This is a genomic window from Streptomyces sp. CA-250714 (assembly GCF_050936705.1).
Taxonomy (GTDB): domain Bacteria; phylum Actinomycetota; class Actinomycetes; order Streptomycetales; family Streptomycetaceae; genus Streptomyces.
This window is the reverse complement of sequence record NZ_JBNJMI010000002.1, coordinates 3,574,173-3,597,068: the sequence shown is the minus strand read 5'-3', so window position 1 is coordinate 3,597,068 and position 22,896 is coordinate 3,574,173. Positions and strand designations below refer to the sequence as shown.

21 protein-coding genes are annotated in these 22,896 nt (G+C 70.6%); 8 read left to right on the top strand and 13 right to left on the bottom strand.

The window, feature by feature from the left end; genetic code table 11:
* Positions 1 to 6 precede the first annotated feature (6 nt).
* Positions 7 to 1,002: an anion permease gene (locus ACQEU8_RS34995; RefSeq protein WP_433108371.1), complete on the top strand. Its 996-nt coding sequence runs from the start codon at positions 7 to 9 to the stop codon at positions 1,000 to 1,002.
* A 111-nt stretch (positions 1,003 to 1,113) separates the two neighbouring features.
* Here the strand turns inward: ACQEU8_RS34995 and pstB are convergent, their stop codons facing one another.
* From pstB to pstS, 4 genes are all read right to left on the bottom strand, one after another.
* Positions 1,114 to 1,890, bottom strand: a complete 777-nt coding sequence (gene pstB / locus ACQEU8_RS34990) for a phosphate ABC transporter ATP-binding protein PstB (RefSeq protein WP_433108369.1) — start codon at positions 1,888 to 1,890, stop codon at positions 1,114 to 1,116.
* 13 nt (positions 1,891 to 1,903) lie between these two features.
* Entirely contained in the window at positions 1,904 to 2,977 is a 1,074-nt protein-coding gene (pstA, locus tag ACQEU8_RS34985) for a phosphate ABC transporter permease PstA (RefSeq protein WP_433108367.1), read from the bottom strand.
* On the bottom strand, positions 2,974 to 3,960 hold the full coding sequence (gene pstC / locus ACQEU8_RS34980) for a phosphate ABC transporter permease subunit PstC (protein ID WP_433108365.1): 987 nt from the start codon (positions 3,958 to 3,960) through the stop codon (positions 2,974 to 2,976). Before pstC ends, pstA begins: the two co-directional genes overlap by 4 nt.
* Before the next feature lie 198 nt (positions 3,961 to 4,158).
* A complete protein-coding gene (gene pstS, locus ACQEU8_RS34975) occupies positions 4,159 to 5,283 on the bottom strand; it encodes a phosphate ABC transporter substrate-binding protein PstS (protein WP_433108363.1) in 1,125 nt (374 codons plus the stop codon).
* A gap of 382 nt (positions 5,284 to 5,665) precedes the next feature.
* Here pstS and ACQEU8_RS34970 point away from each other — a divergent pair, with 382 nt between their 5' ends.
* Both ACQEU8_RS34970 and ACQEU8_RS34965 read left to right on the top strand, forming a co-directional pair.
* Entirely contained in the window at positions 5,666 to 6,673 is a 1,008-nt protein-coding gene (locus ACQEU8_RS34970; RefSeq protein ID WP_433108941.1) for an NlpC/P60 family protein, read from the top strand.
* Between the two features lie 469 nt (positions 6,674 to 7,142).
* Positions 7,143 to 8,648 (top strand): PP2C family protein-serine/threonine phosphatase, encoded by a 1,506-nt coding sequence (locus tag ACQEU8_RS34965; RefSeq protein WP_433108939.1) that lies wholly within the window; start codon positions 7,143 to 7,145, stop codon positions 8,646 to 8,648.
* A 111-nt stretch (positions 8,649 to 8,759) separates the two neighbouring features.
* Here the strand turns inward: ACQEU8_RS34965 and ACQEU8_RS34960 are convergent, their stop codons facing one another.
* The 4 genes from ACQEU8_RS34960 to ACQEU8_RS34945 form a co-directional block, all read right to left on the bottom strand.
* Positions 8,760 to 9,104 (bottom strand): DUF2516 family protein, encoded by a 345-nt coding sequence (locus tag ACQEU8_RS34960; RefSeq protein ID WP_433108937.1) that lies wholly within the window; start codon positions 9,102 to 9,104, stop codon positions 8,760 to 8,762.
* 184 nt (positions 9,105 to 9,288) lie between these two features.
* Positions 9,289 to 9,936: a hypothetical protein gene (locus ACQEU8_RS34955; RefSeq protein ID WP_433108361.1), complete on the bottom strand. Its 648-nt coding sequence runs from the start codon at positions 9,934 to 9,936 to the stop codon at positions 9,289 to 9,291.
* A 124-nt stretch (positions 9,937 to 10,060) separates the two neighbouring features.
* Entirely contained in the window at positions 10,061 to 10,471 is a 411-nt protein-coding gene (locus tag ACQEU8_RS34950) for a helix-turn-helix domain-containing protein (protein WP_433108359.1), read from the bottom strand.
* 449 nt (positions 10,472 to 10,920) lie between these two features.
* On the bottom strand, positions 10,921 to 11,286 hold the full coding sequence (locus ACQEU8_RS34945) for a winged helix-turn-helix transcriptional regulator (protein WP_433108357.1): 366 nt from the start codon (positions 11,284 to 11,286) through the stop codon (positions 10,921 to 10,923).
* A 65-nt stretch (positions 11,287 to 11,351) separates the two neighbouring features.
* Here ACQEU8_RS34945 and ACQEU8_RS34940 point away from each other — a divergent pair, with 65 nt between their 5' ends.
* Positions 11,352 to 12,269 (top strand): NAD(P)-dependent oxidoreductase, encoded by a 918-nt coding sequence (locus ACQEU8_RS34940; RefSeq protein ID WP_433108356.1) that lies wholly within the window; start codon positions 11,352 to 11,354, stop codon positions 12,267 to 12,269.
* Between the two features lie 132 nt (positions 12,270 to 12,401).
* Here the strand turns inward: ACQEU8_RS34940 and ACQEU8_RS34935 are convergent, their stop codons facing one another.
* The 3 genes from ACQEU8_RS34935 to ACQEU8_RS34925 all read right to left on the bottom strand — a co-directional run bounded on the left by ACQEU8_RS34935 (position 12,402) and on the right by ACQEU8_RS34925 (position 15,590).
* Complete coding sequence (locus ACQEU8_RS34935) at positions 12,402 to 13,187, bottom strand: SDR family NAD(P)-dependent oxidoreductase (RefSeq protein WP_433108354.1); 786 nt, start codon at positions 13,185 to 13,187, stop codon at positions 12,402 to 12,404.
* Positions 13,188 to 13,552: 365 nt separating this feature from the next.
* Positions 13,553 to 14,932, bottom strand: a complete 1,380-nt coding sequence (locus ACQEU8_RS34930) for a pyridoxal phosphate-dependent decarboxylase family protein (RefSeq protein WP_433108352.1) — start codon at positions 14,930 to 14,932, stop codon at positions 13,553 to 13,555.
* Positions 14,933 to 14,963: 31 nt separating this feature from the next.
* Entirely contained in the window at positions 14,964 to 15,590 is a 627-nt protein-coding gene (locus ACQEU8_RS34925; RefSeq protein WP_433108350.1) for a helix-turn-helix domain-containing protein, read from the bottom strand.
* A gap of 254 nt (positions 15,591 to 15,844) precedes the next feature.
* Here ACQEU8_RS34925 and ACQEU8_RS34920 point away from each other — a divergent pair, with 254 nt between their 5' ends.
* Positions 15,845 to 17,050 carry a MerR family transcriptional regulator gene (locus ACQEU8_RS34920; RefSeq protein ID WP_433108348.1) on the top strand — a complete coding sequence of 402 codons (1,206 nt, stop codon included), beginning with the start codon at positions 15,845 to 15,847 and terminating at the stop codon, positions 17,048 to 17,050.
* 155 nt (positions 17,051 to 17,205) lie between these two features.
* Here the strand turns inward: ACQEU8_RS34920 and ACQEU8_RS34915 are convergent, their stop codons facing one another.
* Complete coding sequence (locus ACQEU8_RS34915; RefSeq protein ID WP_433108346.1) at positions 17,206 to 18,120, bottom strand: LysR family transcriptional regulator; 915 nt, start codon at positions 18,118 to 18,120, stop codon at positions 17,206 to 17,208.
* Positions 18,121 to 18,190: 70 nt separating this feature from the next.
* Between ACQEU8_RS34915 and ACQEU8_RS34910 the strand changes: the two genes are divergently transcribed.
* Positions 18,191 to 18,823 (top strand): short chain dehydrogenase, encoded by a 633-nt coding sequence (locus ACQEU8_RS34910; RefSeq protein ID WP_433108344.1) that lies wholly within the window; start codon positions 18,191 to 18,193, stop codon positions 18,821 to 18,823.
* A gap of 24 nt (positions 18,824 to 18,847) precedes the next feature.
* On the opposite strand, the gene ACQEU8_RS34905 is transcribed toward ACQEU8_RS34910, so the two are convergent.
* Complete coding sequence (locus ACQEU8_RS34905; protein ID WP_433108342.1) at positions 18,848 to 19,603, bottom strand: TetR/AcrR family transcriptional regulator; 756 nt, start codon at positions 19,601 to 19,603, stop codon at positions 18,848 to 18,850.
* Positions 19,604 to 19,936: 333 nt separating this feature from the next.
* Here ACQEU8_RS34905 and abc-f point away from each other — a divergent pair, with 333 nt between their 5' ends.
* The gene (gene abc-f, locus ACQEU8_RS34900) at positions 19,937 to 21,586 is read left to right on the top strand and encodes a ribosomal protection-like ABC-F family protein (protein WP_433108340.1); all 1,650 of its coding nucleotides are present in this window, start codon (positions 19,937 to 19,939) and stop codon (positions 21,584 to 21,586) included.
* A gap of 44 nt (positions 21,587 to 21,630) precedes the next feature.
* The gene (locus ACQEU8_RS34895) at positions 21,631 to 22,539 is read left to right on the top strand and encodes a Vgb family protein (RefSeq protein WP_433108935.1); all 909 of its coding nucleotides are present in this window, start codon (positions 21,631 to 21,633) and stop codon (positions 22,537 to 22,539) included.
* The last annotated feature ends 357 nt before the right edge of the window (positions 22,540 to 22,896 follow it).

Sequence of the window (22,896 nt, the reverse complement as noted above, 5' to 3'; positions counted from 1 at the left end):
CGCTCCGTGGACACCTTCGCGCTGATCGTGACCGTCGGTGTCGCGCTCTTCTTCACGTATACGAACGGCTTCCACGACTCCGCGAACGCCATCGCGACGTCGGTCTCCACCCGGGCGCTGACCCCGCGGGCGGCGCTGGCCATGGCGGCGGTGATGAACCTCGCGGGTGCCTTCCTCGGCAGCGGGGTCGCCAAGACCGTGAGCGAGGGGCTGATCGAGACCCCGCACGGCGACGCCGGCATGGCCATCCTGTTCGCGGCGCTGGTCGGTGCCATCGTCTGGAACCTCATCACCTGGTACTTCGGACTGCCCTCGTCCTCCAGCCACGCACTGTTCGGCGGCCTGGTGGGCGCGGCGCTGGCGGGCAGCATCGCCGTCCACTGGTGGGGCGTGCTCGAGAAGATCGTCGTGCCGATGTTCCTCTCGCCGCTGGTCGGGATGTTGTTCGGCTATCTCGTGATGTGCGGCATCATGTGGATCTTCCGCAAGTCGAATCCGCACCGTGCCAAGCGGGGCTTCCGGATCGCCCAGACCGTCTCGGCGGCCGGGATGGCGCTCGGTCACGGTCTCCAGGACGCGCAGAAGACCATGGGTGTCGTCGTCATGGCGCTCACCATCGCCGATGTGCAGCAGCACAACGAGATCCCGATCTGGGTCAAGGTCGCCAGCGCGGCCATGCTGTCGCTGGGCACGTACGCGGGCGGCTGGCGCATCATGCGCACCCTGGGGCGGCGCATCATCGAACTGGACCCGCCGCAGGGGTTCGCGGCGGAGACCACCGCGGCCTCCGTGATGTACACCGCGTCCTTCATGTTTCACGCGCCCATCTCGACCACCCATGTGATCACTTCCGCGATCATGGGCGTGGGGGCGACGAAGCGGGTCAGCGCGGTGCGTTGGGGCGTGGCGAAGAACATCGTGCTGGGCTGGTTCATCACCATGCCGGCCGCGGCGCTTGTCGCTGCGCTCATCTACGGGGCGATCAAGCTGGTCTTCGGCTGACCCGGTGTGAGGGGCTGCCCCCGCCGCAGCCCCTCACGGACAAGAAAGATGCCCGCGGTGGCACCGCCATGCAGCACCGCGGGCGGTCAAAGGCCGGCCCGGCCCGAGGGCCTAGCCGAAGCGGCCGGAGATGTAGTCCTCGGTGGCCTGGACCGACGGGTTGGAGAAGATCCGCTCCGTGTCATCGATCTCGATGAGCTTCCCGGGAGCGCCCACCTCGGCGAGGTTGAAGAAGGCGGTGCGGTCGGAAACCCGCGCCGCCTGCTGCATGTTGTGCGTCACGATCACGATGGTGAAGCGCGACTTCAGCTCGCCGATCAGGTCCTCGATCGCGAGGGTGGAGATCGGGTCGAGCGCCGAGCAGGGCTCGTCCATCAGCAGCACCTGCGGCTCGACGGCTATGGCCCGGGCGATGCACAGCCGCTGCTGCTGACCGCCGGAGAGCCCGGAGCCGGGCCGGTTCAGCCGGTCCTTGACCTCGTTCCACAGGTTGGCGCCCTTGAGGGAGCGCTCGACGATCTCGTCGAGGTCCTTCTTCTTGGCCTCGCCGTTCAGCCGCAGCCCCGCCGCGACGTTGTCGTAGATCGACATGGTCGGGAAGGGGTTGGGCCGCTGGAAGACCATGCCGATGGTGCGGCGTACGGAGACGGGGTCGACCCCGGGGCCGTACAGGTCCTCGTCGTCCAGCATCACCTTGCCGTCGACGCGCCCGCCGACCGTCACCTCGTGCATGCGGTTGAGGGTGCGCAGGAAGGTGGACTTGCCGCAGCCGGAGGGGCCGATGAAGGCGGTCACGGAGCGGGGCTCGACGGTCATGGAGATGTCGTCGATGGCACGGAAGTTGCCGTAGTAGGCGGAGAGGCCGCTGACGTCGATGCGCTTGGCCATGGGAATCACCGTCTTAGTGCTTGGGGGCCTTCCAGCGGGCGATGCCGCGGGCGACCAGGTTGAGGATCATGACGAAGGCGATCAGCACGAGGGCGGCTGCCCAGGCGCGGTCGTAGGACGGCTCGTTGCCGAGGGCCCACTGCTCGTAGATGTAGTACGGGAGCGAGGACTGCGCGCCTTCGAAGGGGTTGTTGTTGATCTCGGCGGAGCCGAAGACCAGCAGCAGGATGGGGGCCGACTCACCCGCGATGCGGGCGACGGCCAGCATGATGCCGGTGGTGATACCGCCAACGGCGGTCGGCAGGACGACCTTGAGGATCGTCTTCCACTTCGGCACACCCAGCGCCAGCGACGCCTCACGCAGCTCGTTCGGGACGAGCTTGAGCATCTCCTCCGTCGAGCGGACGACGATCGGCATCATCAGGATCGCCAGCGCCATCGCGCCCGCGAAGCCGGAGTAGCCGAAGTCGAGAATGATGATCCAGAACGAGAGGATGAACAGGCCGGCGACGATCGAGGGGATGCCGGTCATGACGTCCACGAAGAACGTGATGGCCTTGGCCAGCCGCCCGGTGCCGTACTCGACCAGGTAGATCGCCGTCAGCAGCCCGATGGGCGCCGCGATCACGGTGGCCAGGCCGACCTGTTGCAGGGTGCCGACCAGCGCGTGGTTGATACCGCCGCCCGGCTCGAGCGTGATGACTCCGCTCATGGAGTGGGTCAGGAAGTAGCCGTCCAGGACCTTCACCCCGCGGGCGACCGTCTCCCACAGCAGGGAGGCCAGCGGTACGACGGCGACCAGGAAGCAGACCCAGATCACGCTGGTCGCCAGCCGGTCCTTGGCCTGCCTGGCGCCCTCGACGGCGCCGGCGATGCCCGCGGTCAGTACGAGGTAGAGCAGGGCGGCGATCAGGCCCCACTGGATGCGGCTTTCCAGCCCGCCCACCATGCCGATACCGACACCGAGCGCGGCCGCGAGTGCGGCGAGGCCGACCGGGGCCCAGCGCGGCAGCCGGGGCTGGCGCAGCTTGGGCAGCGGCAGCGGCGCGCCGTCGACGGGGGCGTCGGCCACAGCTGTCTGGCTCATGCGTTCGCTCCCGAGTACTCCTTGCGGCGCGCGATGATCAGTCGGGCCGCGCCGTTGACCAGCAGGGTGATGACGAAGAGGACCAGACCGGAGGCGATCAGCGCGTCCCGGCCCATGGATCCGGCCTCCTTGAAGCCCGCGGCGATGTTCTGCGCGAACGTGCCGCCACCCGGCTCCAGCAGGCTGGTCTTGATCAGGAAGCTGGGGGAGAGGACCGTGGCGACGGCCATCGTCTCGCCCAGCGCGCGGCCCAGGCCCAGCATGGAGGCGCTGATGACGCCGGAGCGGCCGAAGGGCAGCACCGACATGCGGATGACCTCCCACCGGGTGGCACCCAGTGCGAGGGCCGCCTCCTCCTGCATCTTCGGCGACTGCCGGAAGACCTCGCGGGAGACGTTGGTGACGATCGGCAGAATCATGATCGCGAGCAGGATGCCGACCGTGAACAGGGAGCGGGCCGCGCCGCCTTCGTAGGTGAAGATCCCCGTCCAGCCGAGGTACTGGTCCAGCCACTCGTAGAGGCCGGTCAGATGTGGCACGAGGAAGAGCGCGCCCCACAGGCCGTAGACGATGGAGGGGACGGCTGCCAGCAGGTCGATGACGTAGCCGAGCGGGGTCGCGAGCCTGCGCGGCGCGTAGTGCGAGATGAACAGCGCGATGCCGACGGCGACCGGCACCGCGAGGACCATCGCGATGATCGAGCTGACGACGGTGCCGAAGGCGAGGACCGCGATGCCGAAGCGGGGCGGGGTCGCGTTGGCGTCCCACTCGAAGCTGGTGAGGAAGTTGACCTCGTCGGCGTTGATGGCGAGCGCCGCTCGCCAGGTGAGGAAGACGGCGATTGCCGCCATGATCACCAGAAGGGCGATCCCCGAGCCCCGGGAGAGCCCGAGGAATATTCGGTCACCCTTGCGCGTGGCGCCCTTCGCGGGCGGCGCCGCCGTCGCGGGGCCCGCTGTCACGGGAGGGGTTTCGGTAGCCATGGTTTCTCCGGTCTGACGGTGCGGGCCGCTGCGCGCTTGGCGTTGGTTCGCGGGCGGCCCTTTGGCGGTGCACCGGATCGTTCGCACCCTGGCGAATGGTGATCTTCAGGGCGCTGCTTGCGTACGGGGAGTGAGTGGGCGGCGGTGCGCCGGGCACCGCCGGCCCATCTCGTCTCGTGCTTCCGGCGGAAGCCCGGGTCAGCTCAGGCCGCTGACCGTGGTGCGGACCTTGGAGATGATCTCGTCGGGGATCGGGGCGTAGCCCTTGTCCTCGAGGGCCTTCTGGCCGTCCTCACTGGCGGTGTACTTCAGGAAGGACTTCGTCGCGTCCAGCGACTCCTTCTTGTTGCCCTTGTCGCAGGCGATCTCGTACGTCACCAGGGTGATCGGGTAGGCGCCCTCGGCCTTGGTCTTGTAGTTCAGCTCCAGGGCGAGGTCCTTGCCCTGGCCGACGACCTTGGCGTCCGCGATGGCCTTCGAGGCGTTCTCCGTGGTGGCCTCGACCGGCTCCTTGGCGCCGGTGTCCAGCTTGACCGTGCTCAGGTCGTTGCCAGTGGCGTAGGAGAGCTCGACGTAGCCGATGGAGCCGTCGTTCTGCTTGACGTTCGTGGCGATGCCGGACGAGCCGTCGGCGCCCTGGCCGCCCTTGCCGGCCCACGCCTTGGCGGGCTCGTGCTTCCAGGAGGCGGGCGCGGCGGTGTTGAGGTACTTGGTGAAGTTGTCCGTGGTGCCCGACTCGTCGGAGCGGTGGAACGCCTGGATCTTCTTGCTCGGGAGCTTCGCGTCCGGGTTGAGCTTCTTGATCGCGGGGTCGTTCCACTTGGTGATCTTCGAGTCGAAGATCTTGCCCAGCGTGTCCGCGTCCAGCACCAGGTCCTCGACGCCGCTGAGGTTGTACGTGATGGCGACGGGGCCGCCGACCATGGGCAGGTTGATGCCCTGGCCGCCCTTGCAGACCTTCTTGGTCTGGGCGACCTCTTCCGGCTTGAGCGCCGAGTCGGAGCCGGCGAAGGCCGTCTTGCCCTGGAGGAACTCCTGGATGCCCGCGCCCGAGCCGGTGGGCTTGTAGTTGATCTGGGTGCTGCTACATGCCGACTGGTAGGTCTGCGTCCAGATGTCCATGGCGTTCTTCTGCGCGCTGGAGCCGGACGCGAGGAGCTTGCCCTCACCGTCGCACTTGATCTTGCTGGCGGCCTTGGTCGTGTCCCCGCCGGAGCCGCCGGAGTTGTCGTCGGAGCCGCAGGCGCTCAGGGCCAGGGCGCCACAGACCGTGAGAGCGCCGACAGCAGCGGTGCGGAGCCGGAGCGTGCGCTGAAGCTTCACTTTCGTTCAGTTCCTTCCTGGGCCCGGGAGCGACGACCGGCCGGCCGTCGGATTCTCTGGCTACGGGGCGCAGTCCATGTCTCGGGGGGTGCCGCGCTCTTGGTAGGGCCGAAATTAGACAGATCAAGTGAAGCGGCCGACGGAGCTGGGTGAACACAGAGTGAACCTCGGCGGTCAGCCCGGTGCCGACCCCCGGATTGCACGTCAGGGGCGGCGCTCATTGATACTCGTCAGTACATTCCTCTGTTGTCTTCCGGGCCGGCATGGCACCATCCGCCCGTTGGCCAAAGTTGACCATAACCAGGGGGTGGCCCGGGTGAAACGGCAGACCAGCTCGACCCTACCGCCCGGTCGGTACGGCACACTCGTGCTGGCCTGCACCATGGCGCTCGCGGGGCCCTCGCTCGGCACCGCGTACGCCGCACCGGCGCAGCCGGGCCCGGGCGGCGCCGACAAGCCGGGCCTGGAGCAGATCCGTCGGCAGATCGAGCGGCTGCACGACAAAGCCGGCTCGGCGACGGACGCGTACAACGCGGCCGAGGACGCCGCGAAGAAGCAGCAGAAGCACATCGTCAAGCTCGCCAAACGCATCGACAGGACCCAGGGCAAGCTGGACGAACTCAACAAGACGGCGGGCGCCATGGCCCGCGCGCAGTACCGCGGTGGCGGCATGCCGGACGAGGCCAAGCTGATGCTCGGCGACGACCCGGCGAAGTTCCTGCACGGCGTCTCCCTGGCCCGCAAGGGCCAGCGGGCAACCCGCGGTTTCATCGGCACTCTCACCAAGACCCGCGGCACGCTGCGGAGATACGCCGAGGACGCCACGGACGAATGGAAGAAACTGGAGCAGACCCGCAAGAAGAAGGCCGCCGCGAAAAAGAAGATCACCGCGCAGCTGAAGCAGGCCAAAAAGATCGAATCCGGCCTCGAGAAGGCGGACCGCGAGCGGCTGCGGAAGCTGGAGGACCAGGCGGCGAAGGCGCGGCAGGCGAAGTGGCTGAAATCCGGCGTACTGAAGGGGCTCAACGGTAAGGCGTCCCCGGCCGGCCGACGTGCCATCGCATGGGCCACCAAGCAGCTCGGCAAGGACTACGTCTGGGGCGCCGAGGGCCCCAGCACCTTCGACTGCTCGGGCCTGACGATGCGCGCCTGGGAGGCGGCGGGTGTGCACATTCCGCGTACCTCGCAGGAGCAGTGGAAACAGCTGCCGCATGTGCCGGTGGAGAAGATGCGCCCCGGCGACCTGATCATCTACAAGAAGGACGCCAGCCACGTGGGGATCTACGTCGGCGACGGAGCCCTGCTGCACGCGCCGCGCACCGGTCGGCAGATCACCGTCGAGGGAGCCGGCACCATGCCGATCCTCGGCGTCGTACGCCCGGACAAATAGCGCATACGGATCGATGAGGGAGACGGTGAAGGGAATTCCGGGCGGATTTTCCCGGCGTGCGCGATTTACGGTTTTCAGCGCGTGAGCTTGGTCATGTGAGGGTCGGCGAAAACGGCTGTATCGCGGCGTGAACTCCCATTCTGATGTGGGCATATGACAGAGGCGGATTATCGTCAGCCATTCCGTCCATCTGTACGAGGGCGCTATGGTCCTGTCCGATAGCCCGGGACCGACGAGCGCCCGACCACCGCACGCCGTACCGGGCTCAGTCACGGTGCCGCCGCTCGGCGCGTGCACCACGCCCTCGGGGGAGGGAGAGGTTTTCAGCATGCCCGTAAGCGCGCCCCTGGCCGGGGCGGCGGCACAGACCGCCGGCGCGCCGGCCCGGCAGGCCGCGCCGGGACCCGGCGGCAGCCTGACCCTGCTGGTCATCGAGGATGATCCAGCCGGTGCGCTCAGCGTGCCCCGCATGCTCGACGCGTACGGCAGGCCCGTACGGGTCCGTACGGCCCGCAACCTCACCGAGGCCGCACGGCTGCTCACGGACGATGTCCACTGCATCCTGCTGGACCTGGCGCTGCCCTGCGAGGCGCGCGGCGACGCGGACGAGACACCGGTCGAGGGCCTCCCGGCCGAGCTCCCGGAGATCGCGCCGGGCGGCGCCATACCCGGTATCGGCGGTGTGCCGGGCAGCGCGGCTCCCGGGGTGGGCGGGGCTGCCGGGGTCGGTGGTGCTTCTGGGGTTTCCGCTTCGGGCGCTTCGGGTACTTCCGGCGTTTCCCGCACTTCGGGTGCTTCAGGTGTTTCGGGCACGAGTGGCGGTGCGGGTGCGGCTTCCGGCGGCCCGACTGCTGGTGCCGCGTCCGAGACCGGCTCCCCCACCGGTTCGGGCTCCGGCCCCGGCTCCCGCTCGGCGACGGAGCCCGACGAGTTGCACATCCTCCGCCGGGTCCTGCGGATGGCCCCGCGGCACGCCGTACTGGCGCTCACGGACGGCAGCGACGCGGAGCGGGCCGCCGAGGCCGTACGGGTCGGTGCCCAGGACTACCTCTTCCGCGACGAGCTGGACGGCAGACTGCTGATGCGGGCCATCCGCTACGCCGTGGAGCGTAAACGGGCCGACCTGGCCCAGCGCCAGCTCACCGAGACCCGGCTGCGGGCCCAGGAGAACGCCCGGCTGGAACGCGGACTGCTGCCCCGGCCGCTGCTGGAGGGCAGCGACCTGCGGTTCGCCGCGCGCTACCGCCCCGGCCGGTCCCGCGCGCTGCTGGGCGGCGACTTCTACGACACGGTCCGCACTCCGGACGGCGTCGTCCACGCCATGATCGGCGATGTGTGCGGACACGGTCCCGACGAGGCGGCACTCGGTGTCGAACTGCGGATCGCCTGGCGCGCCCTGACCTTCGCCGGGCTGTGCGGCGATGAGCTGCTGAGCACGTTGCAGAAGGTGCTGGAGAACGAGCGGGCCAGCGAGGAGATCTTCGCGACGCTGTGCACAGTCGACATCGCCGCCGACGGCCGCAGCGCCGGGGTCTATCTGGCCGGGCACCCCTCACCGCTGTTCGCTGGCGACGGTGCGGGCGCGGCGCCGGTGCCCCGGCTGCTGCCGGAGGACGGGAGCGGGCCCGCGCTCGGGCTGCTGCCGAACGCGCGCTGGCCGCGCCGCGAGGTCAGGCTGGGACGCTCCTGGAGCCTGATGATGTACACGGACGGGTTGATCGAGGGCCGTGTGGACGAGGGCCGTGTGGACGAGGCTCGTACGGACATACGGACCGAGACGGGCGCGAGGGAGGGCCGTGCGCCGAGCCGGGAGCGGCTCGGTCAGCAGGGGATGCTCGACATCGTGGCCCAGCGGCTGGCCGCGGGCGCGCGGGGGCAGGGACTGCTGGACGCGACGATGGACGAGGTACGCCGCCTCAACGGAGGCGAGCTGACCGACGACGTGGCGGTCCTGCTGCTGGACCGTGGCCGGTGAAAGCGTAGGAGCCCGGCTCCGTGCCCGGCTCCGCACTCGACGGCCGCGCGGTCGTCAATCGTTGATCGTCGTCACCGGCCGTTGATCGTCGTCACCGTTCGCCGATCGTCGTCACCTGCCGTTGAACGGTCCGTACGGGCCGTCGCTGCTGCTTCCGCCGCGCGGGCGGCGGCCGCGGCCGTTGCCCATGACCTGCTTGAGTGCCGGTCGGACGTCGACGATGTAGACGATCGTGGCGATCAGCCCGATGATCTTCAGCAGGAACATCGGCACCAGCAGGTTCACCAGGACCGTGAGGCCCAGGATGATCAGCCAGAACTGCTTGTTCTGCTTGTCGGTGGCCCGGTAGGCATCCTCCCGCCGGAAGGCGGCGTCCGCGAAGGCGAACACGGACAGGGCGAGCAGCACAACGGTGATCAGCCCGATGACTGTGGCCTGAAAGCCCGCGAACAGCATGGTGCTCACACTCCCGGTCGGTGTCGGTCCCTGGCGCGATCGCCTCGGTCGGACGGATCGCCTTGGTTGACGCGGTCTCGAAGGGGCTTTGCCGCAACCGTACCCCAGCAGTCATGGAACGAGCCGGGCCCGTGAAGGGTGCCCGGCCCGTTCCGCGCTCTGCCTCCGCGGCGTCCCACGGGGGTCAGGACTCGGTCTTGGGAGTCGACTTCCGGGGGGAGGGTGTGGTGGTGTCGCCGGTCGTCTTACGGGCGGTGCTCGACTTCTTGGCGGTGGCGGACTTGGTGCCGTTGCCGCTGCTGCTCTTGGCGGTGCCCGTGGTCTTGCCGCTGCCGGCGGTGCTGCTCTTGGCGGCCGTGCTGGTACCAGCCGTCTTGCTGCCGGTGTCCGCTGCTGAGGTCTCCTCGGCCGGCGGCTCGGCGATCTTCACCGACTGGACGGGCTCGCGCTCGACGGTCACCTCGGGGGTCTCGTCGCCCTCGCCGCGCCAGTTCTTGACCGCCTCGCGGCCGCGGACCGAGAGCTCCTCGTAGGTCTCCCGGGCCTTGACGGCGTACTCCGCCGCGACGCCGACACCCTGCAGCGCGAGGTGCTGGGCCTGCTCACGGAGCTTCTTGAGGTCGGTGTCCAGCCCGCTGAGGGTCTCGCTCACCTTGGCCTGGGTCTCCTTGGCCTGCTGGGTGAGCTTCGCCTGGACCTCCTTGGGGTCCGTCTCCCGGACCGCCGCGAGGGCCTGCGGCGCCTCTTCGCGGATCTTGTCGACGACGCCGGCGGCGAAGTAGAGGGGCGTCGGGTCGGTGAGGGTCTTGCGCAGATCGTTCGCGATGGGCATGAGGGTACGCCTTTCGTGGCTCAACTCGCCTGACAGGGCCGTCCGTCCCGCGCTGTTGCGTGACGTCCGGTGCCGGTGGCCCGCACCGTTGCGGCCCCTTTGGTGTCTTGCTCCGCTGTTGTCCTTACTCCGGCTGCCGAGACCCCTCGGCGGGCGGGTCCGCCACGTCGTGGACGGTCGCCCGCTGCTGTGCGTTCTCCTTGCGGAACGACTCGTAGATCTGGAGCAGCGCCTGTTTCTGCTGCTCGTTTATCGAGGAGTCCGCGAGGATCGCGGCGGGGACTTGCAGCAGGTCCTGCCGGTCCCGCTCGTCGAGAATCCCGGCCTGCACATAGAGCGTCTCCGCCGAGATCCGCAACGCCTTGGCCAGCTGTTGCAGGATCTCCGCGCTCGGCTTGCGCAGGCCGCGCTCGATCTGGCTCAGATACGGGTTCGAGACCCCGGCGGCCTCCGCGAGCTGCCGCAACGACAGCTTCGCGGTCCGCCGTTGTTCCCGCAGGAACTCGCCGAGGTTCCCGACATTGAGCGAGGCCATGTCCCCAGAGTGCACCCGAACGCTAACTATTGCAAGCACGTCGCTTGCAAGTGTGTCGCTGCGCGGGCGGTGCCCGGCGTGGGGACTGCGCCTCGTCAGGGGCGCGGGGCTGTGTTCATGTGCGGCTCCGCCGCGTTGGGGGTCCCCCCTGTTCGAGCGAAGCCGAGAACTTGGGGGAGCGACCAGCCCGACCTACCCGCAGCCCGCGAACGTCGGGCAGGGGCACCCCCTTACCGGAACCGGGCGCGGGGCGTCGGCAACTGGAACTGGAACGGTTGGTCGCCACGCTGATGCGGCGTTCCGTCACGCGTTCCCCCTGGCCACCTTTTTGTGGGTACTTGGCACCGGCCGGGCGTCGCGCGAGTCTGGTGGTGGTCGGTCGGCGACCGACCGGCCCGGAGGGGCGAGGAGACAGACAGCCGGGGAGGTGGCTATTCGGTGACGCGGTGTCAGGAGACCGGCGTCGGGGATGCCGTGGCCCCGGTGAGCTTCGCCAGGCGGCGGTGGCCCCAGTCGGACAAGGGGGCCAGCGCCTCGGCGAGGTCGCGGCCGAACGGGGTCAGCGAGTATTCGGTCTTCAGCGGCAGTACGTCGTACACCTCGCGGTGCACGAGGCCGTCGGTCTCCATCTCGCGGAGCGCCTGAGTCAGCACCTTCTCGGTGAGCCCCGGCAGGTCTCTGCGGAGTTCGCCGGGGCGGCGCGGGCCCGACTCCAGCAGCCAGAGCAGGGCGGTCTTCCACTTGCCGTCGATCACGGCGATCGCGGCGGTCACCCCGCACACGTTCGGGTCCTGGGCACGGCTGCGCGTCTTCATCGTCCCCTTTGTCGTCAATTGCCACTGCTTGTTGCTGTTCACTTTATGCGTACGGGAGTTGAGTCATGCCTTCGTCCAACGAACAACCCACCGCCCCCCTGTCTTCCGGGGCCCCGTCCGCCGTCACGGTGCTCGGGCTCGGGCCGATGGGACGGGCACTGGCCGACGCGTTCCTGGCTGCCGGGATACGGACCACCGTCTGGAACCGGACCCCCGGCAAGGACCGGGAGCTGGTCACACGGGGCGCACTGAGCGCGGCGGCCGCCGAGGAGGCGGTCGCGGCGGCCGAGTTGATCGTCGTCTGCGTGGTCAACTACGACGCGGTGGACGCGGTGCTGCGGCGGGACGCCGTCACCGAGGCGCTCAAGGGCCGTACGGTCGTGAACCTGACCGCCGACACCCCGGCCCGCGCCCGGGAGGCTGCCGACTGGGCTGACCGGCACGGCATCCGCTATCTGGACGGCGCGATCATGACGCCGACCACCACCATCGGCACCCCCGACGCGGTCTTCCTGCACAGCGGCCCGCGCGAGCTGTACGAGCAGCACCTGCCCGTACTGGAGGCGTTGGGCGGCACCCACACCCACCTCGGTACGGAGATCAGTCGCGCGGCGGCCCACGACATCGCCCTGCTCGACATCTTCTGGACCGCGATGGCGGGCTACGCGCACGCCCTCGCGGTGGCCCGCGCGGAGGGCATCAGCGGACGGGAACTGGCGCCGTTCGCCAAGGGCATCGCCGCGATCCTGCCGCCGATCTTCGAGGAGACGGCGGCTGAGATGGACGACGGCACCTTCTCCGGCGAGGGCAACCCCCTCACCTCGGCGGCCTCCACCATGACGCACATCGTGCACGCCTCGGAGGAGCACGGCATCGACGCGGGCGTGATGCGCGCAGCCGAGGGCTGGGCCCGCCGCACCATCGGACTGGGGCACGGGACGGAGGGGTTCACGCGGATCGCGGAGGTGCTGGGGCGGCATTGAGGCTTCACTGAGACGTCATTGACCGGGCGCCGAGGGCACAGCGGCGGTGAGGCCGGGAGCGGCGCTCCGTATCTGAGTCCCGCGCCGCGTCCCGGTTCCGCGTGCGCCCCTGCTTCGGTCCCGCGCCGGAACTCAGTCCACCGGTCCGCCCGCCACGTAGATGACCTGCCCCGAGACGAAACCGGCTGCCGGGCTTGCCAGGAAGGACGCCGTATGCGCGATGTCCTCCGGGGTGCCGACCCGGCCGACCGGGGCCGATTCGGCGGCCCTGCGCTGGAATTCCTCGAAGGTGAGGCCGAGCCTGCGCGCCGAGGCGCGGGTCATGTCGCTGACGACGAAGCCGGGCGCGATGGCGTTGGCGGTGACGCCGTGCGGGCCCAGTTCGAGGGCCAGCGTCTTGGTGAAGCCGAGCAGCCCGGCCTTCGCGCTGGCGTAGCCGATACGGCCCGCGTCGCCGAGCGCGGAGATGCTGGAGATGTTGACGACGCGGCCCCACTCCGCCGACTTCATATGGGGAACGACGGCACGGGTGGCGAAGAAGGCGCCGTACAGATTGACGCCGAGGACCGCGTCCCACTGCGCAGTCGTCATCTCCCCGACGCTCGCGGCCCGGGCGAACCCCGCGTTGTTGACGAGGACGGTCGGCGGCCCGAGGAGGTCGGCGACGTGCCGCACGGCCGCGCCGACCGCCCTCTCGTCCGAGACATCCGCGGCGACCGCCGTCGCGGATCCGCCCTCGGCCGTGATCGCCCCGACGGTACCGGCGCAGGCGTCCTCGGCCAGGTCGAGCACTCCGACCGCGAACCCGTCCCGCGCCAGCCGTACGGCCACGGCGGCGCCGATACCTCCCGCCGCGCCGGTCACCAGTGCCGTCCGCCGCGTGGCGACCTGTGTGCTGTCCTGCTCGCTCTGTGTCATGCACCGCAGTCGAACAGGTAGGCGGCGGGGGGAGGAAGTGATTTAGCTTCGGTATCAATGATCCGGATGCACCCGCCTGACTGACGACGTTCAGTCCGGTATCGGCTGCAGCTTCGCCGCTGGCAACGGCATCTGTGGGACGGACGCCGGTGCGGTGGTGCCCGCTGTGGTTCTCGACCAGCAACTCGACTGCCTGGGCGGAGTCCTGCAGGGCCTCTGCCAGGCGGCGTGCGCCCTCCGGTGAGTCGGCGGCCAGGCGCAGGGCCACCGTCTACTTCCGGTGTCGGAACACCCTCAAGGGATCACGGTCCGCACCTGTCCCCTCCCCCGGCGACCCGGTGCGGGTGGCTCAGCTCATGGGCTGATCATGGGCTGATCTCCCTTGCTGCGGCCCGGATTTCGTCCAGCAGGACGGTGAGGTCGGCCTCGGTGGTGTCCGGGTGGAGGACGCAGGCGCGCAGGGCTGCCGTGTCCGACAGCCGAGTGCCGGTGAGAAAGGCCCGCCCGCGCCGCTGTACGGCGGCCGGTATGGCCTCGTTCAGTGCCTCCGTCGTGCCGGGGTCGAGTGCCTTGGGTCGGTGGCGGAAGGCGACGACGGAAGTGACGGCCGGGGCGAGCAGGTCGAAGTCGTCGGAGGCTTCGATCATGTCGGCGAGGGCACGGGCGAGTTGGGTGGTTCGCCGCACCAGGTGGGCGATGCCGTCGCGGCCGAGGTGCGCGATCGTGGCCCAGACACGCAGCGCGCGGAACGGACGGGTCTGTTCGGGGCCGTATTCGGAGAACCAGCCCAGGTCGTCGGCCTCGTCGTCGCGGAGGTAGGGCGGTACGAGGCTGAAAGTGTCGCGCGGGCCGACGGGGTCGCGGAAGAGGACACATCCGGCATCGACGGGTACGCCGAGCCATTTGTGCGGGTCCAGCGCGAGGGAGTCCGCCTGTTCCAGGCCGGCATAGGCGGGGCGGGTTCCTTCATCGAGAACCCCGAGTGCGCCGTATGCGCCGTCGACGTGGAACCACAGCTCGTGCTCACGGGCGGTCTCCGCGATTTCCTCCAGAGGGTCGACGGCGCCGGTGTTGACCGTTCCGGCGCCGGCCGCGACGAGCATCGGACGTACGCCCGCCTCCCGGTCCGCAGCGACCAGGCGGCGCAGTGCGCCGGTGTCCATGCGATATGCGCCGTCGACCGGGACGGTGCGGAGGTAATGGCTGCCCAGGCCGAGGAGTTCCGCTGCCTTGCGCAGACAGCTGTGCCCCTCGGCTGACAGGTAGACCGCCAGTGGAGGCTGTCCGTACAGGCCCGTCTCGCGCACGTTGTGGCCCTGTTGCCGGATCGCCCGCTGCCGGGCAGTGGCCAGCGCGATGACGGTTGCCATGGAGGCGCCGCTGGTCAGCAGCCCGGCACCGGGCGGGTGCGGGAAGCCGACCAACTCCGCGAGCCACCGCACGGCGGTGCGCTCCAGCAGGACTCCGGCGTGGTCTCCTCCGGCGCAGCTCGGATTCATGGCTGCGGCCAGCGGGGCGACCAGGACTCCGGCCGGCGAGGGCGGTGAGTTGACCCAGCCGAAGAATCTGGGGTGCCCGTTGCCCATCGGATAGGGCAGCATCCGGTCCCGTACGTCGTGCAGCAGTTCCGCCACAGGGCGCCCCGCCCCGGGCAGCGGCTGCTGGGCGAGCCACAAGCGGTCCGCGTCGGCCACCGGTCGCCACACCGGACCGTCGGCTACGGCGGCCAGGTGACCGACTGCCATGTCAGCGGCCGATCGGCCCGCTCGTCGCAGCTCATTCATCGGGGCCTCCGGACATGTGAAGGTGGTGCGGGTCGGCTGCATGGCCCAGCGCCATGGCCAGGTAGTAGACGCACACGTCAGCGGAGTCGTTGGCGAAGGCATGCCGACGGTTGGCGGGGAAGTAGGCGGCGTCCCCGGACGCCAGACGGTGCGGGACACCGTCGACGGTCAGGCGCAGTTCCCCCGTCTCCACCGCCACGTACTCGTGCGAACCCGGGGCGTGCGGCGAGAACTCCCCCGCGTCCACGCCCGGTTCCAGGGTCGTGCGCATGAACTCGAACTCGACGCCCGGGAGGACGGGAGACAGGATCCGCCGCTCCCACCCGGAAGGATCCCGTATCACTTGCTGCTGAGCGCCGTGCATGACCACCACACCGGGGCGTACGGGTTCGTCGAGAAGCCGAGCGATCGAGGTGCCCAACGCGGTCGCCAGCCGGTCGAGAACCAGCACGCTCGGCGTCTTGGCCCCGCGCTCCACCTCGGACACCATGCTCCGGCTCACCCCGCTCAACTCGGCGAGCCGCTCCACAGCCATGTCCCGCGCCCGCCGCTCGGCTCGGATCCTGGCCCCCAGCTCGGTCATGGACAGACCACTGGAGAGAGAGTTTCGGTCACTCATGGCTCCACTATAGCGATTGCCCTCCCCTTTAGGGGAGCCTGTGGATAACTCCTGCTGGCTCGGGCTGCCGAGGCCCGGGAGAAGGACGTTCTCGCTTGCCCTGCCCCCGACGCCAACGAGCCGATCACGGTCGGCGAGCGCGAGGTCGATGCGCAGGCTGACCTGCGCCTTCCGTGATTGCTTGACCTTCACCTCGGGGGAAGCCGCAGCATCGGCAGGGCCGGGCGCGGAGCCCGGTGACGAGGGAGGACGGGATGGACATGGGTACCGGCCGGCTCACCATCGGGGCCTTCGCGAAGGCGTCGCGGCTCTCCCCGAAGGCCCTGCGGCTGTACGACGAGCTCGGTCTGCTGGCCCCCGCCCGCGTCGACCCGGTGAGCGGCTACCGCTACTACGCCCCCGAACAGCTGGAGCGCGCCCGACTGGTGGCCTGGCTTCGCCGCCTGGGCATGCCGCTGGCCCGCATCCGGCACGTGTGCGACTTGGCGGCGGCAGCCGATGCGACGGTCGCGGACGCGGCGACTGCGGACGCGACGGCGACGGTCGCGGATGCGACGGCTGAGGGCTCGGCGACGGCCACGAACTCGGCGGCCGCCGCGGAAGTACAGGCGTACTGGGCGGAGACCGAGGCGGAGATCGCTGCGCGCCGGGAGCTGGCCGCCTTCCTCGTCAACCATCTGTCACAGAAGGACGTGGTTCCTGTGCACCGGACGAACGAAGCCCCACTGAACATCCGCTATGCCGCCCTCTCGGACACCGGGCGCGTACGGGAGAGCAACCAGGACACGGCGTACGCGGGCGCTCGGTTGCTGGCCGTCGCGGACGGGTTCGGGAGCGGGGGAGGGGAGGCGAGCGAGGTGGCGGTCGCGGCGCTCCGGCGGCTGGAGCAAGACGCCGTTTCGGCGGGTGATCTCCTCAACGCCCTGGAGGACGCCGTCGAGGAGGCGGGCCGCGCCGTGCGCGGTGTCGCGGCAGAGGAGGTCGGTACCACCCTCACGGCACTGCTGTGGTCCGGCTCCCGGCTCGCCCTCGTCCACATCGGCGACTCCCGCGCCTATCTGCTGCGGGACGGTGAGTTCTTCCAGCTCACCGACGACCACACGCTGGTGCGGAAACTGCTGGACGAGGGGCGGCTGAGCCCCGAGGAAGCCGCCTCCTCGCCACAACCCGCGCTGCTGGCCCGCGCGTTGGTCGGTGGCGAGGCGGAAGCCCGCGCGAAGGCGGGTGACGCGGTCGATATGAAACTCCGCGACGCCCAGGTCGGGGACCGATATCTGCTGTGCTCGGACGGCCTGTCCGCGGTCGTGCCTGCGGCGGACATCCGGGCCATCGTCACCACGGTCGCCGACCCGGCACAGGCGGTACGCGCACTGGTCGATTCGGCCAACCGCGCCGGCGGACCTGACAACGTGAGCTGTGTGGTCGCCGATGTGGTGGGTGCTGAAGGCGCTCCGCGCTGAACCGCATTGCTGTCGGCCAGGGGCAATGACGGGGGAGGCGGCGGAGCAGCACGGGCGCGCGCGGTCGTCGCCGCTCGGCGCGCTCGGTCACCCGGAACGAGATCGCAAGCGGCCGTCGCCCTTCTCGCCTCCGGCACCCCGGCGTACATCACCGCTCAGGACCTGACCGTGGACGGCGGCCCGGTCAGGTCAGTGCCGGCGGCCGTCTGACGGTCGCCCCCGCGCAGCAGCCGGGCGGCGTGGTCGCGGAGGGCCTGGGTGGCCGGGTGGGTGGGGGTGTGCGGCCAGACCAGATGGACGGTGATCAAGTCCGCGTCGGCGAGCGGCAGATAGCGCACGCCCGGGTGCGGATAGCTGTGCAGGGTGCTCTCGGCGGTCACCCCGACGGACTCCCCGGTGGCGATGGCGGTGAGCCACTCGTCCACGTTGGCCACTTCGAAGGTCTCGGGACGTGCCTCCTCCGGCCACAGTTCGGCGCTGGTCGTCGCGGCGGTGGCGCAGATTGCGACCGGACGCTGCGCCAGATCGGCCAGCCGCACCGTGCCGCGCTCGGCGAGCGGATCGCCGTCCGGTACGGCCGCCAGCCGGGACTCCCGGTAGAGGGCGAGCGCTTCCAGCCCCGCGCCGGGCGCGGGACGCGTCCGTAGGAAGGCCGCGTCGATCTCGCCCCGGCGCAGCTCGGCCTCGGGGTCGTCGCAGCGGCGTACGAGCAGGCGGGTGCCCGGGTGTTCCGTCCGCCAGGAGCGCAGCAGCGGCACGGTGTGGCGGCCGAGCGCGCCCCAGGGGAAGCCGATCCGCAGCGGGCGGGGCCCTGTTGCGACCTCCGCCAGCGCGTCGTCCAGCTCCCGCAGCACCCGGTGCGCCCGCTCCCACAGCCGCCGCCCCGGCTCGGTCAGCTCCAGCCGCCGGGTGGTCCGCTCGACGAGCCGGGTGCCCAGCCTCGCCTCCAACTGGTCGAGGGTGCGGGAGAGCGCGGGCTGGGTGAGGTGCAGCGCGTGGGCCGCGCCCGTGATGGTGCCCTCGTCGCCGATGGCGGCCAGTGCCCGCAGATGGCGCAGCTCCACATTCATAACCACCGAGCATAAGTGCTGCACGATCGGCATTTCCCTGCGCTGAGGACGGGACCCTAGCGTCCTCGGTATGAACATTCTTCTGATCGGCGCCACCGGCAGGCTCGGCGCGGCCGTGCACACGGCTCTGGCCGAGCGCGGCCACAAGCTCCTCACCGTCGGCCGCACCGGCGGTGACCTGCGCTATGACGTCTCCGATCCCGAGCAGGTCACGGCCCTGTACGAAGCGGCGGCGCGCGCGGCAGGCGAGGCGCGCGCGGCGGGCGGGCAGTTGGACGCCGTGGTCAGCGCGGCCGGCGACGTGCCGTACAAGCCGGTGGCCGAGATGACGGCCGACGACTACACCGCGGCCTTCCGCGGCAAGGCCCTCAGCCAGCTCGAACTGGTCCGGCAGGGCATCACGCGGATCGCCGAGCGCGGCTCGTTCACGCTGATCACCGGCGTGCTGACCCGCGAGCCCATCCCCGCGGGCAGCGCGGCCTCCATGGCCAACGGCGCCGTGGAAGCCTTCGTACGCGCCGCGGCCGTCGAGATCGCGCCGCAACGCGTCAACGCCGTCAGCCCCACGATCTTCACCGAGAGCGTCCCGGACTACGGCGACTTCTTCCCCGGCTTCCCCCCGGTGGATCTCGCGGACGTCGCCCAGGCATACGTCCGCTCCGTCGAAGGCAGCCATACGGGACGGATCTACGAACTGGGCTGATCTCTTGGGCACTTGTGGGGCCTCCTAGGCACTCGTGGGCTCCTTGGTACTTGTTGGCTCCTCGGCACTCGTGGGCTCAGTGGTACTCGTGGGCTCGTCGGCACTCGTGGGTGCTGCGCCGGCGAATGCCCCGGCCCGCGCGGCGAGCGCAGCCGCGTGGGCCGCCTCCGCGGGCAGCCCGGGGTCCGGTTCGGCGTGCAGCAGCACGCGCTGGTGGTAGACGGGGGCCGTCGAACTCACCACCAGCCTCCGCGCGTCGACCGGAGGGCTCAGCTCCCCGCGCGCCACCGCCCGCTCCACGACCACCTCGCAGCGCGCGTACCGTTCCTCCCAGAACCGTCTCAGCGCCCGCGCCGCCTCTTCCGAGCGGAAGGAGGCAGCGATCAGGGCCAGCGCGACGGACGGCTCCTGGGTCAGTGCCTCGTGCACCTCCTCGTTCAGCTCCCGCAGGTCACCTTCCAGTGAGCCGGTGTCGGCCGGGCGCCAGCCGTCGTCGCCCGCCGCGTCGAGTACGTCGGCGAGGAGCCCGCCGACATCGCGCCAGCGGCGGTAGACCGTCGCGCGGTGCACGCCCGAGCGCGCGGCGACGGCGTCGACGGTCAGACCGTCGAACCCCTGCTCCACCAACAGTGGGCCGACGGCCTCCAGCACCCGCTCGCGGACCCGCGCCGTACGCCCGCCGGGCCGCCGCGAACCGGGCGGCGGAGGCTCCTCGGAGCCGGGCGGCGGAGCCTTCTCGGCCTCGCCGTCGCTGCCTTCTCCGGACTTTTCCACGGTCACTTCACGCTCATCTCCGCTCCCTGTACCTGCGCCTTTTCCCCGCGCCGCACGCTCCGTGCCGGGCCCTCCCGTGCCCGGCTCCTCCCGTGCACCGCTCCCGCCCCGCCGGGAATTCCCTCTTGCCGTGGCGGGATCACCGTGTCACTATCTTAACGCGACAGGCGTCGCTGTAAAGAGTCGCCGGTCGCACGCCGAGATTTATTCGTCACGTTCATCGCGTTCGTCGCGCGTGCCGTGACACGGAAGAGGAGTTGCCGATGCTCAGCCAGAGCGTTCACCCGGTCCCGCGGTCCCCACTGGCCGCCTCCACATCGATCGCTTTGGAGAGCACGTATGCCCACCCAGATCACGGCCTCGGCCGTCACGAAGTCGTACGAAGGCCGGACCGTTCTGGACGGAGTGAGCTGCGCGCTCTCGGCGGGTGAGCGCGCGGGGATCGTCGGCGAGAACGGCTCCGGTAAGACCACGCTGCTCCGCTTGTTCGCGGGCGAGGAGAAGCCGGACGCGGGAGAGATCGTCCTGCACGCCGAGGGCGGCGTCGGCTACCTCCCCCAGGAAGAGGCGCTCGCTCCGGAGTTGACCGTGCAGCAGGTCGTCGACCGCGCGATGAGCGAGCTGCGCACCATGGAACAGCGCCTGCGCACGCTGGAAGCGGCGATGTCGCAGGGCGACGAATCGGCTCTAGGAGAGTACGGAGAGCTGCTGACCGTCTTCGAACTGCGCGGGGGCTACGACGCCGAGGCCCGCGTCGAGCGCGCCCTGCACGGGCTCGGGTTGGGTCTGCTTCCCCGCGACCGCACCGTGGGCGGACTCTCCGGCGGCGAACGGGTGCGGCTCCGGCTGGCCGCCCTGCTGGCCGCGAGCCCGGAAGTGCTGCTGCTGGACGAGCCGACCAACCACCTGGACGACGCCGCGCTGCGCTGGCTGGAGGAGCATCTGCGGGCCCGCCGTGGCACCACGATCGCCGTCTCGCACGATCGCACCTTCCTGGAGCGCGTTGCGACGACGCTGCTGGAGGTGGACGCCGACCGCCGCCAGGTCGTCCGCTACGGCAACGGATACGCGGGCTATCTGGCCGGGAAGGCCGCCGCCCGGCGCCGTTGGGCGGAGGCGCACGAGCGCTGGCGGACCGAGACGGAGCGGCTGCGCGAGACAGCCGCCACCACAGCCCGCAGAGTGGCCCCGGGCAGGGCGATGAAGGACGGCAACAAGATGGCCTACGACCGGGCCGCCGGTCGCGTCCAGCAGTCCCTGGCCAGCCGGGTCCGCAACGCGGAGGAACGGCTGCGCCGGCTGTTGGGGGAACCGGTCCCACCCCCACCGGCACCACTGCGCTTCGCCACAACGGCCCTACGCGGCGCCGGGCTGCGCGGCACGGTGCTGGACGCCGAGGAGGTCGGAGTCCGCGGCAGACTGGCTCCCACGGGTCTGACCCTGGCCGCCGGTGAGCGGCTGTTGGTGACGGGGCCGAACGGCGCGGGCAAGAGCACCCTGCTGAGCGTCCTGGCCGGAGAGCTGGTGCCTGACACCGGCCGGATCTCGCGCAGGGGCCGCATCGGGTACCTGCCCCAGGAGCCGGAAATCGCCGTCGACTCCGGGCTGACGTTGCTGGAGGCGTACGCACATGGCCGCCCCGGTCCGCCAGAGGAGCATGCTCAACGGCTGCTCTCGCTGGGCCTGTTCGATGCTGAACGGCTGGCGGTGCCCGTTGCCCGGCTGTCCACGGGCCAGCGGCAACGCCTCGCCTTGGCCCGGCTGGTGACCGAACCGGCCGACGTCCTGCTGCTGGACGAGCCGACCAATCACCTCTCGCCCGCGCTGGTCGAGGAGTTGGAAGCGGCTCTTGATGCCTACGACGGCGCGCTGGTCGTCGTCAGTCACGACCGCAGGCTGCGGCAGCGCTGGCGAGGTGCGCAGCTTGCCCTGGAAGAACCGAGCGCGTCGCTCCCCGAGGGAACGACCGAGGAGAGGAGCCGCTTGTGAACCCGGACCGACAGCACCCCACCCCACCCGAGTCCGTGCCGGCGATGTCCGCACCCGCAACGGCGATCGCCGTGACCACCGCGGCGGCGTTCGGCCCCGAAGCCGGGCCGTACGACGTCATCACCGGTCCCGACGAGGCGCTGTGGGTCACGCTTGTGGCCGCGGGCGCCATCGCCCGCGTCACCCCGGAGGGCCGGGTGACGACGTTCCCGCTCGACGCCGCCGACTGCGGCCCGACGGTGATCACTCCGGGCCCCGACGGCGCCCTGTGGTTCACCCGCACCAAGGACCACCGCATCGGCCGGATCACGGTGGACGGGCAGGCCGAGTCCTTCGCGCTGCCGACCCCGGAGTGCGGCCCGTTCGGCATCGCGGCGGGTGCGGACGGCGCGCTCTGGTTCACGGAGACGAGCGCCCACCGCATCGGCCGCATCACCACCGACGGCGAGATCACCGAGTTCCCGCTGCCCGTCAGCGGTTGCTTTCCCTCCGCACTGGTGGCGGGTCCGGACGGTGCGCTGTGGTGCACGCTCAACCAGGCGGACGCGATCGGTCGTATCGCGCTCGACGGCAGCGTCACCCTGTACGAGCTGCCCACCAAGGGCGCCGCGCCGGTGGGGATCGCCGCCGGCACGGGGGAGGAGCTGTGGTTCGTGGAGATCGGTGCCGGACAGCTGGGCCGGATCGGCACGGACGGCCGCATCGACGAGTTCCCGCTGCCCGACCGCGAGTCCAGGCCGCACGCGGTGACCGTCGACCCGGACGGCACCTGCTGGATCACTGAGTGGGCGGCCAATCGGGTGGCCGCCCGCACCCCGTCCGGCCACCTCGTGGAGCACCCGCTGCCCACCCCGGAATCCGAGCCGCACGGCCTCACCCTCGGCCCGGACGGCGCCCTCTATGTCGCGCTGGAGCTCGGGGAGGTGGTCCGTATCAGCACGGTGACCTCATGACCGGCCCGATCACGCGGAAGACCTGCCGCCGGTCAGGGAGTTGAGCGCCCAGCCACGGGGCCCGACCCGGGCGGCCCCGGCCCACCTGCCCCGGCTGCCGCCGGTTCCCCTCGGATAGCCGACGGCCGCCGAGCCGGTCGCCGCTGGGCCGAGCGGCTCGGCGGCCGATGCCGGGCAACCGGGAGTGGGACCTCGGTCGCGGCCGCCGCGACGCGACTGCGGTTGCCGCTGCGGCTCTGCGATGCGGGTGCGGCTCTGGTCGGCGGAGCTGTGGCTCGGCGGTTCGGGTGTGGTGCCCCGCGCGGCACCGCCTCTGCTCCAGACACCGTCGCGGCTCCGCGACACCGTCGCTGCTCC

What these genes read in the sequence shown, in the direction of transcription:
- pstB (WP_433108369.1), bottom strand. Translation starts at nt 1,890, where the DNA reads ATGGCCAAGCGCATCGACGTCAGCGGCCTCTCCGCCTACTACGGCAAC.
- pstA (WP_433108367.1), bottom strand. Translation starts at nt 2,977, where the DNA reads ATGAGCCAGACAGCTGTGGCCGACGCCCCCGTCGACGGCGCGCCGCTG.
- pstC (WP_433108365.1), bottom strand. Translation starts at nt 3,960, where the DNA reads ATGGCTACCGAAACCCCTCCCGTGACAGCGGGCCCCGCGACGGCGGCG.
- ACQEU8_RS34970 (WP_433108941.1), top strand. Translation starts at nt 5,666, where the DNA reads ATGGCGCTCGCGGGGCCCTCGCTCGGCACCGCGTACGCCGCACCGGCG.
- ACQEU8_RS34965 (WP_433108939.1), top strand. Translation starts at nt 7,143, where the DNA reads ATGCTCGACGCGTACGGCAGGCCCGTACGGGTCCGTACGGCCCGCAAC.
- ACQEU8_RS34960 (WP_433108937.1), bottom strand. Translation starts at nt 9,104, where the DNA reads ATGCTGTTCGCGGGCTTTCAGGCCACAGTCATCGGGCTGATCACCGTT.
- ACQEU8_RS34955 (WP_433108361.1), bottom strand. Translation starts at nt 9,936, where the DNA reads ATGCCCATCGCGAACGATCTGCGCAAGACCCTCACCGACCCGACGCCC.
- ACQEU8_RS34950 (WP_433108359.1), bottom strand. Translation starts at nt 10,471, where the DNA reads ATGGCCTCGCTCAATGTCGGGAACCTCGGCGAGTTCCTGCGGGAACAA.
- ACQEU8_RS34945 (WP_433108357.1), bottom strand. Translation starts at nt 11,286, where the DNA reads ATGAAGACGCGCAGCCGTGCCCAGGACCCGAACGTGTGCGGGGTGACC.
- ACQEU8_RS34940 (WP_433108356.1), top strand. Translation starts at nt 11,352, where the DNA reads ATGCCTTCGTCCAACGAACAACCCACCGCCCCCCTGTCTTCCGGGGCC.
- ACQEU8_RS34935 (WP_433108354.1), bottom strand. Translation starts at nt 13,187, where the DNA reads ATGACACAGAGCGAGCAGGACAGCACACAGGTCGCCACGCGGCGGACG.
- ACQEU8_RS34930 (WP_433108352.1), bottom strand. Translation starts at nt 14,932, where the DNA reads ATGGCAGTCGGTCACCTGGCCGCCGTAGCCGACGGTCCGGTGTGGCGA.
- ACQEU8_RS34925 (WP_433108350.1), bottom strand. Translation starts at nt 15,590, where the DNA reads ATGAGTGACCGAAACTCTCTCTCCAGTGGTCTGTCCATGACCGAGCTG.
- ACQEU8_RS34920 (WP_433108348.1), top strand. Translation starts at nt 15,845, where the DNA reads ATGGACATGGGTACCGGCCGGCTCACCATCGGGGCCTTCGCGAAGGCG.
- ACQEU8_RS34915 (WP_433108346.1), bottom strand. Translation starts at nt 18,120, where the DNA reads ATGAATGTGGAGCTGCGCCATCTGCGGGCACTGGCCGCCATCGGCGAC.
- ACQEU8_RS34910 (WP_433108344.1), top strand. Translation starts at nt 18,191, where the DNA reads ATGAACATTCTTCTGATCGGCGCCACCGGCAGGCTCGGCGCGGCCGTG.
- abc-f (WP_433108340.1), top strand. Translation starts at nt 19,937, where the DNA reads ATGCCCACCCAGATCACGGCCTCGGCCGTCACGAAGTCGTACGAAGGC.
- ACQEU8_RS34895 (WP_433108935.1), top strand. Translation starts at nt 21,631, where the DNA reads ATGTCCGCACCCGCAACGGCGATCGCCGTGACCACCGCGGCGGCGTTC.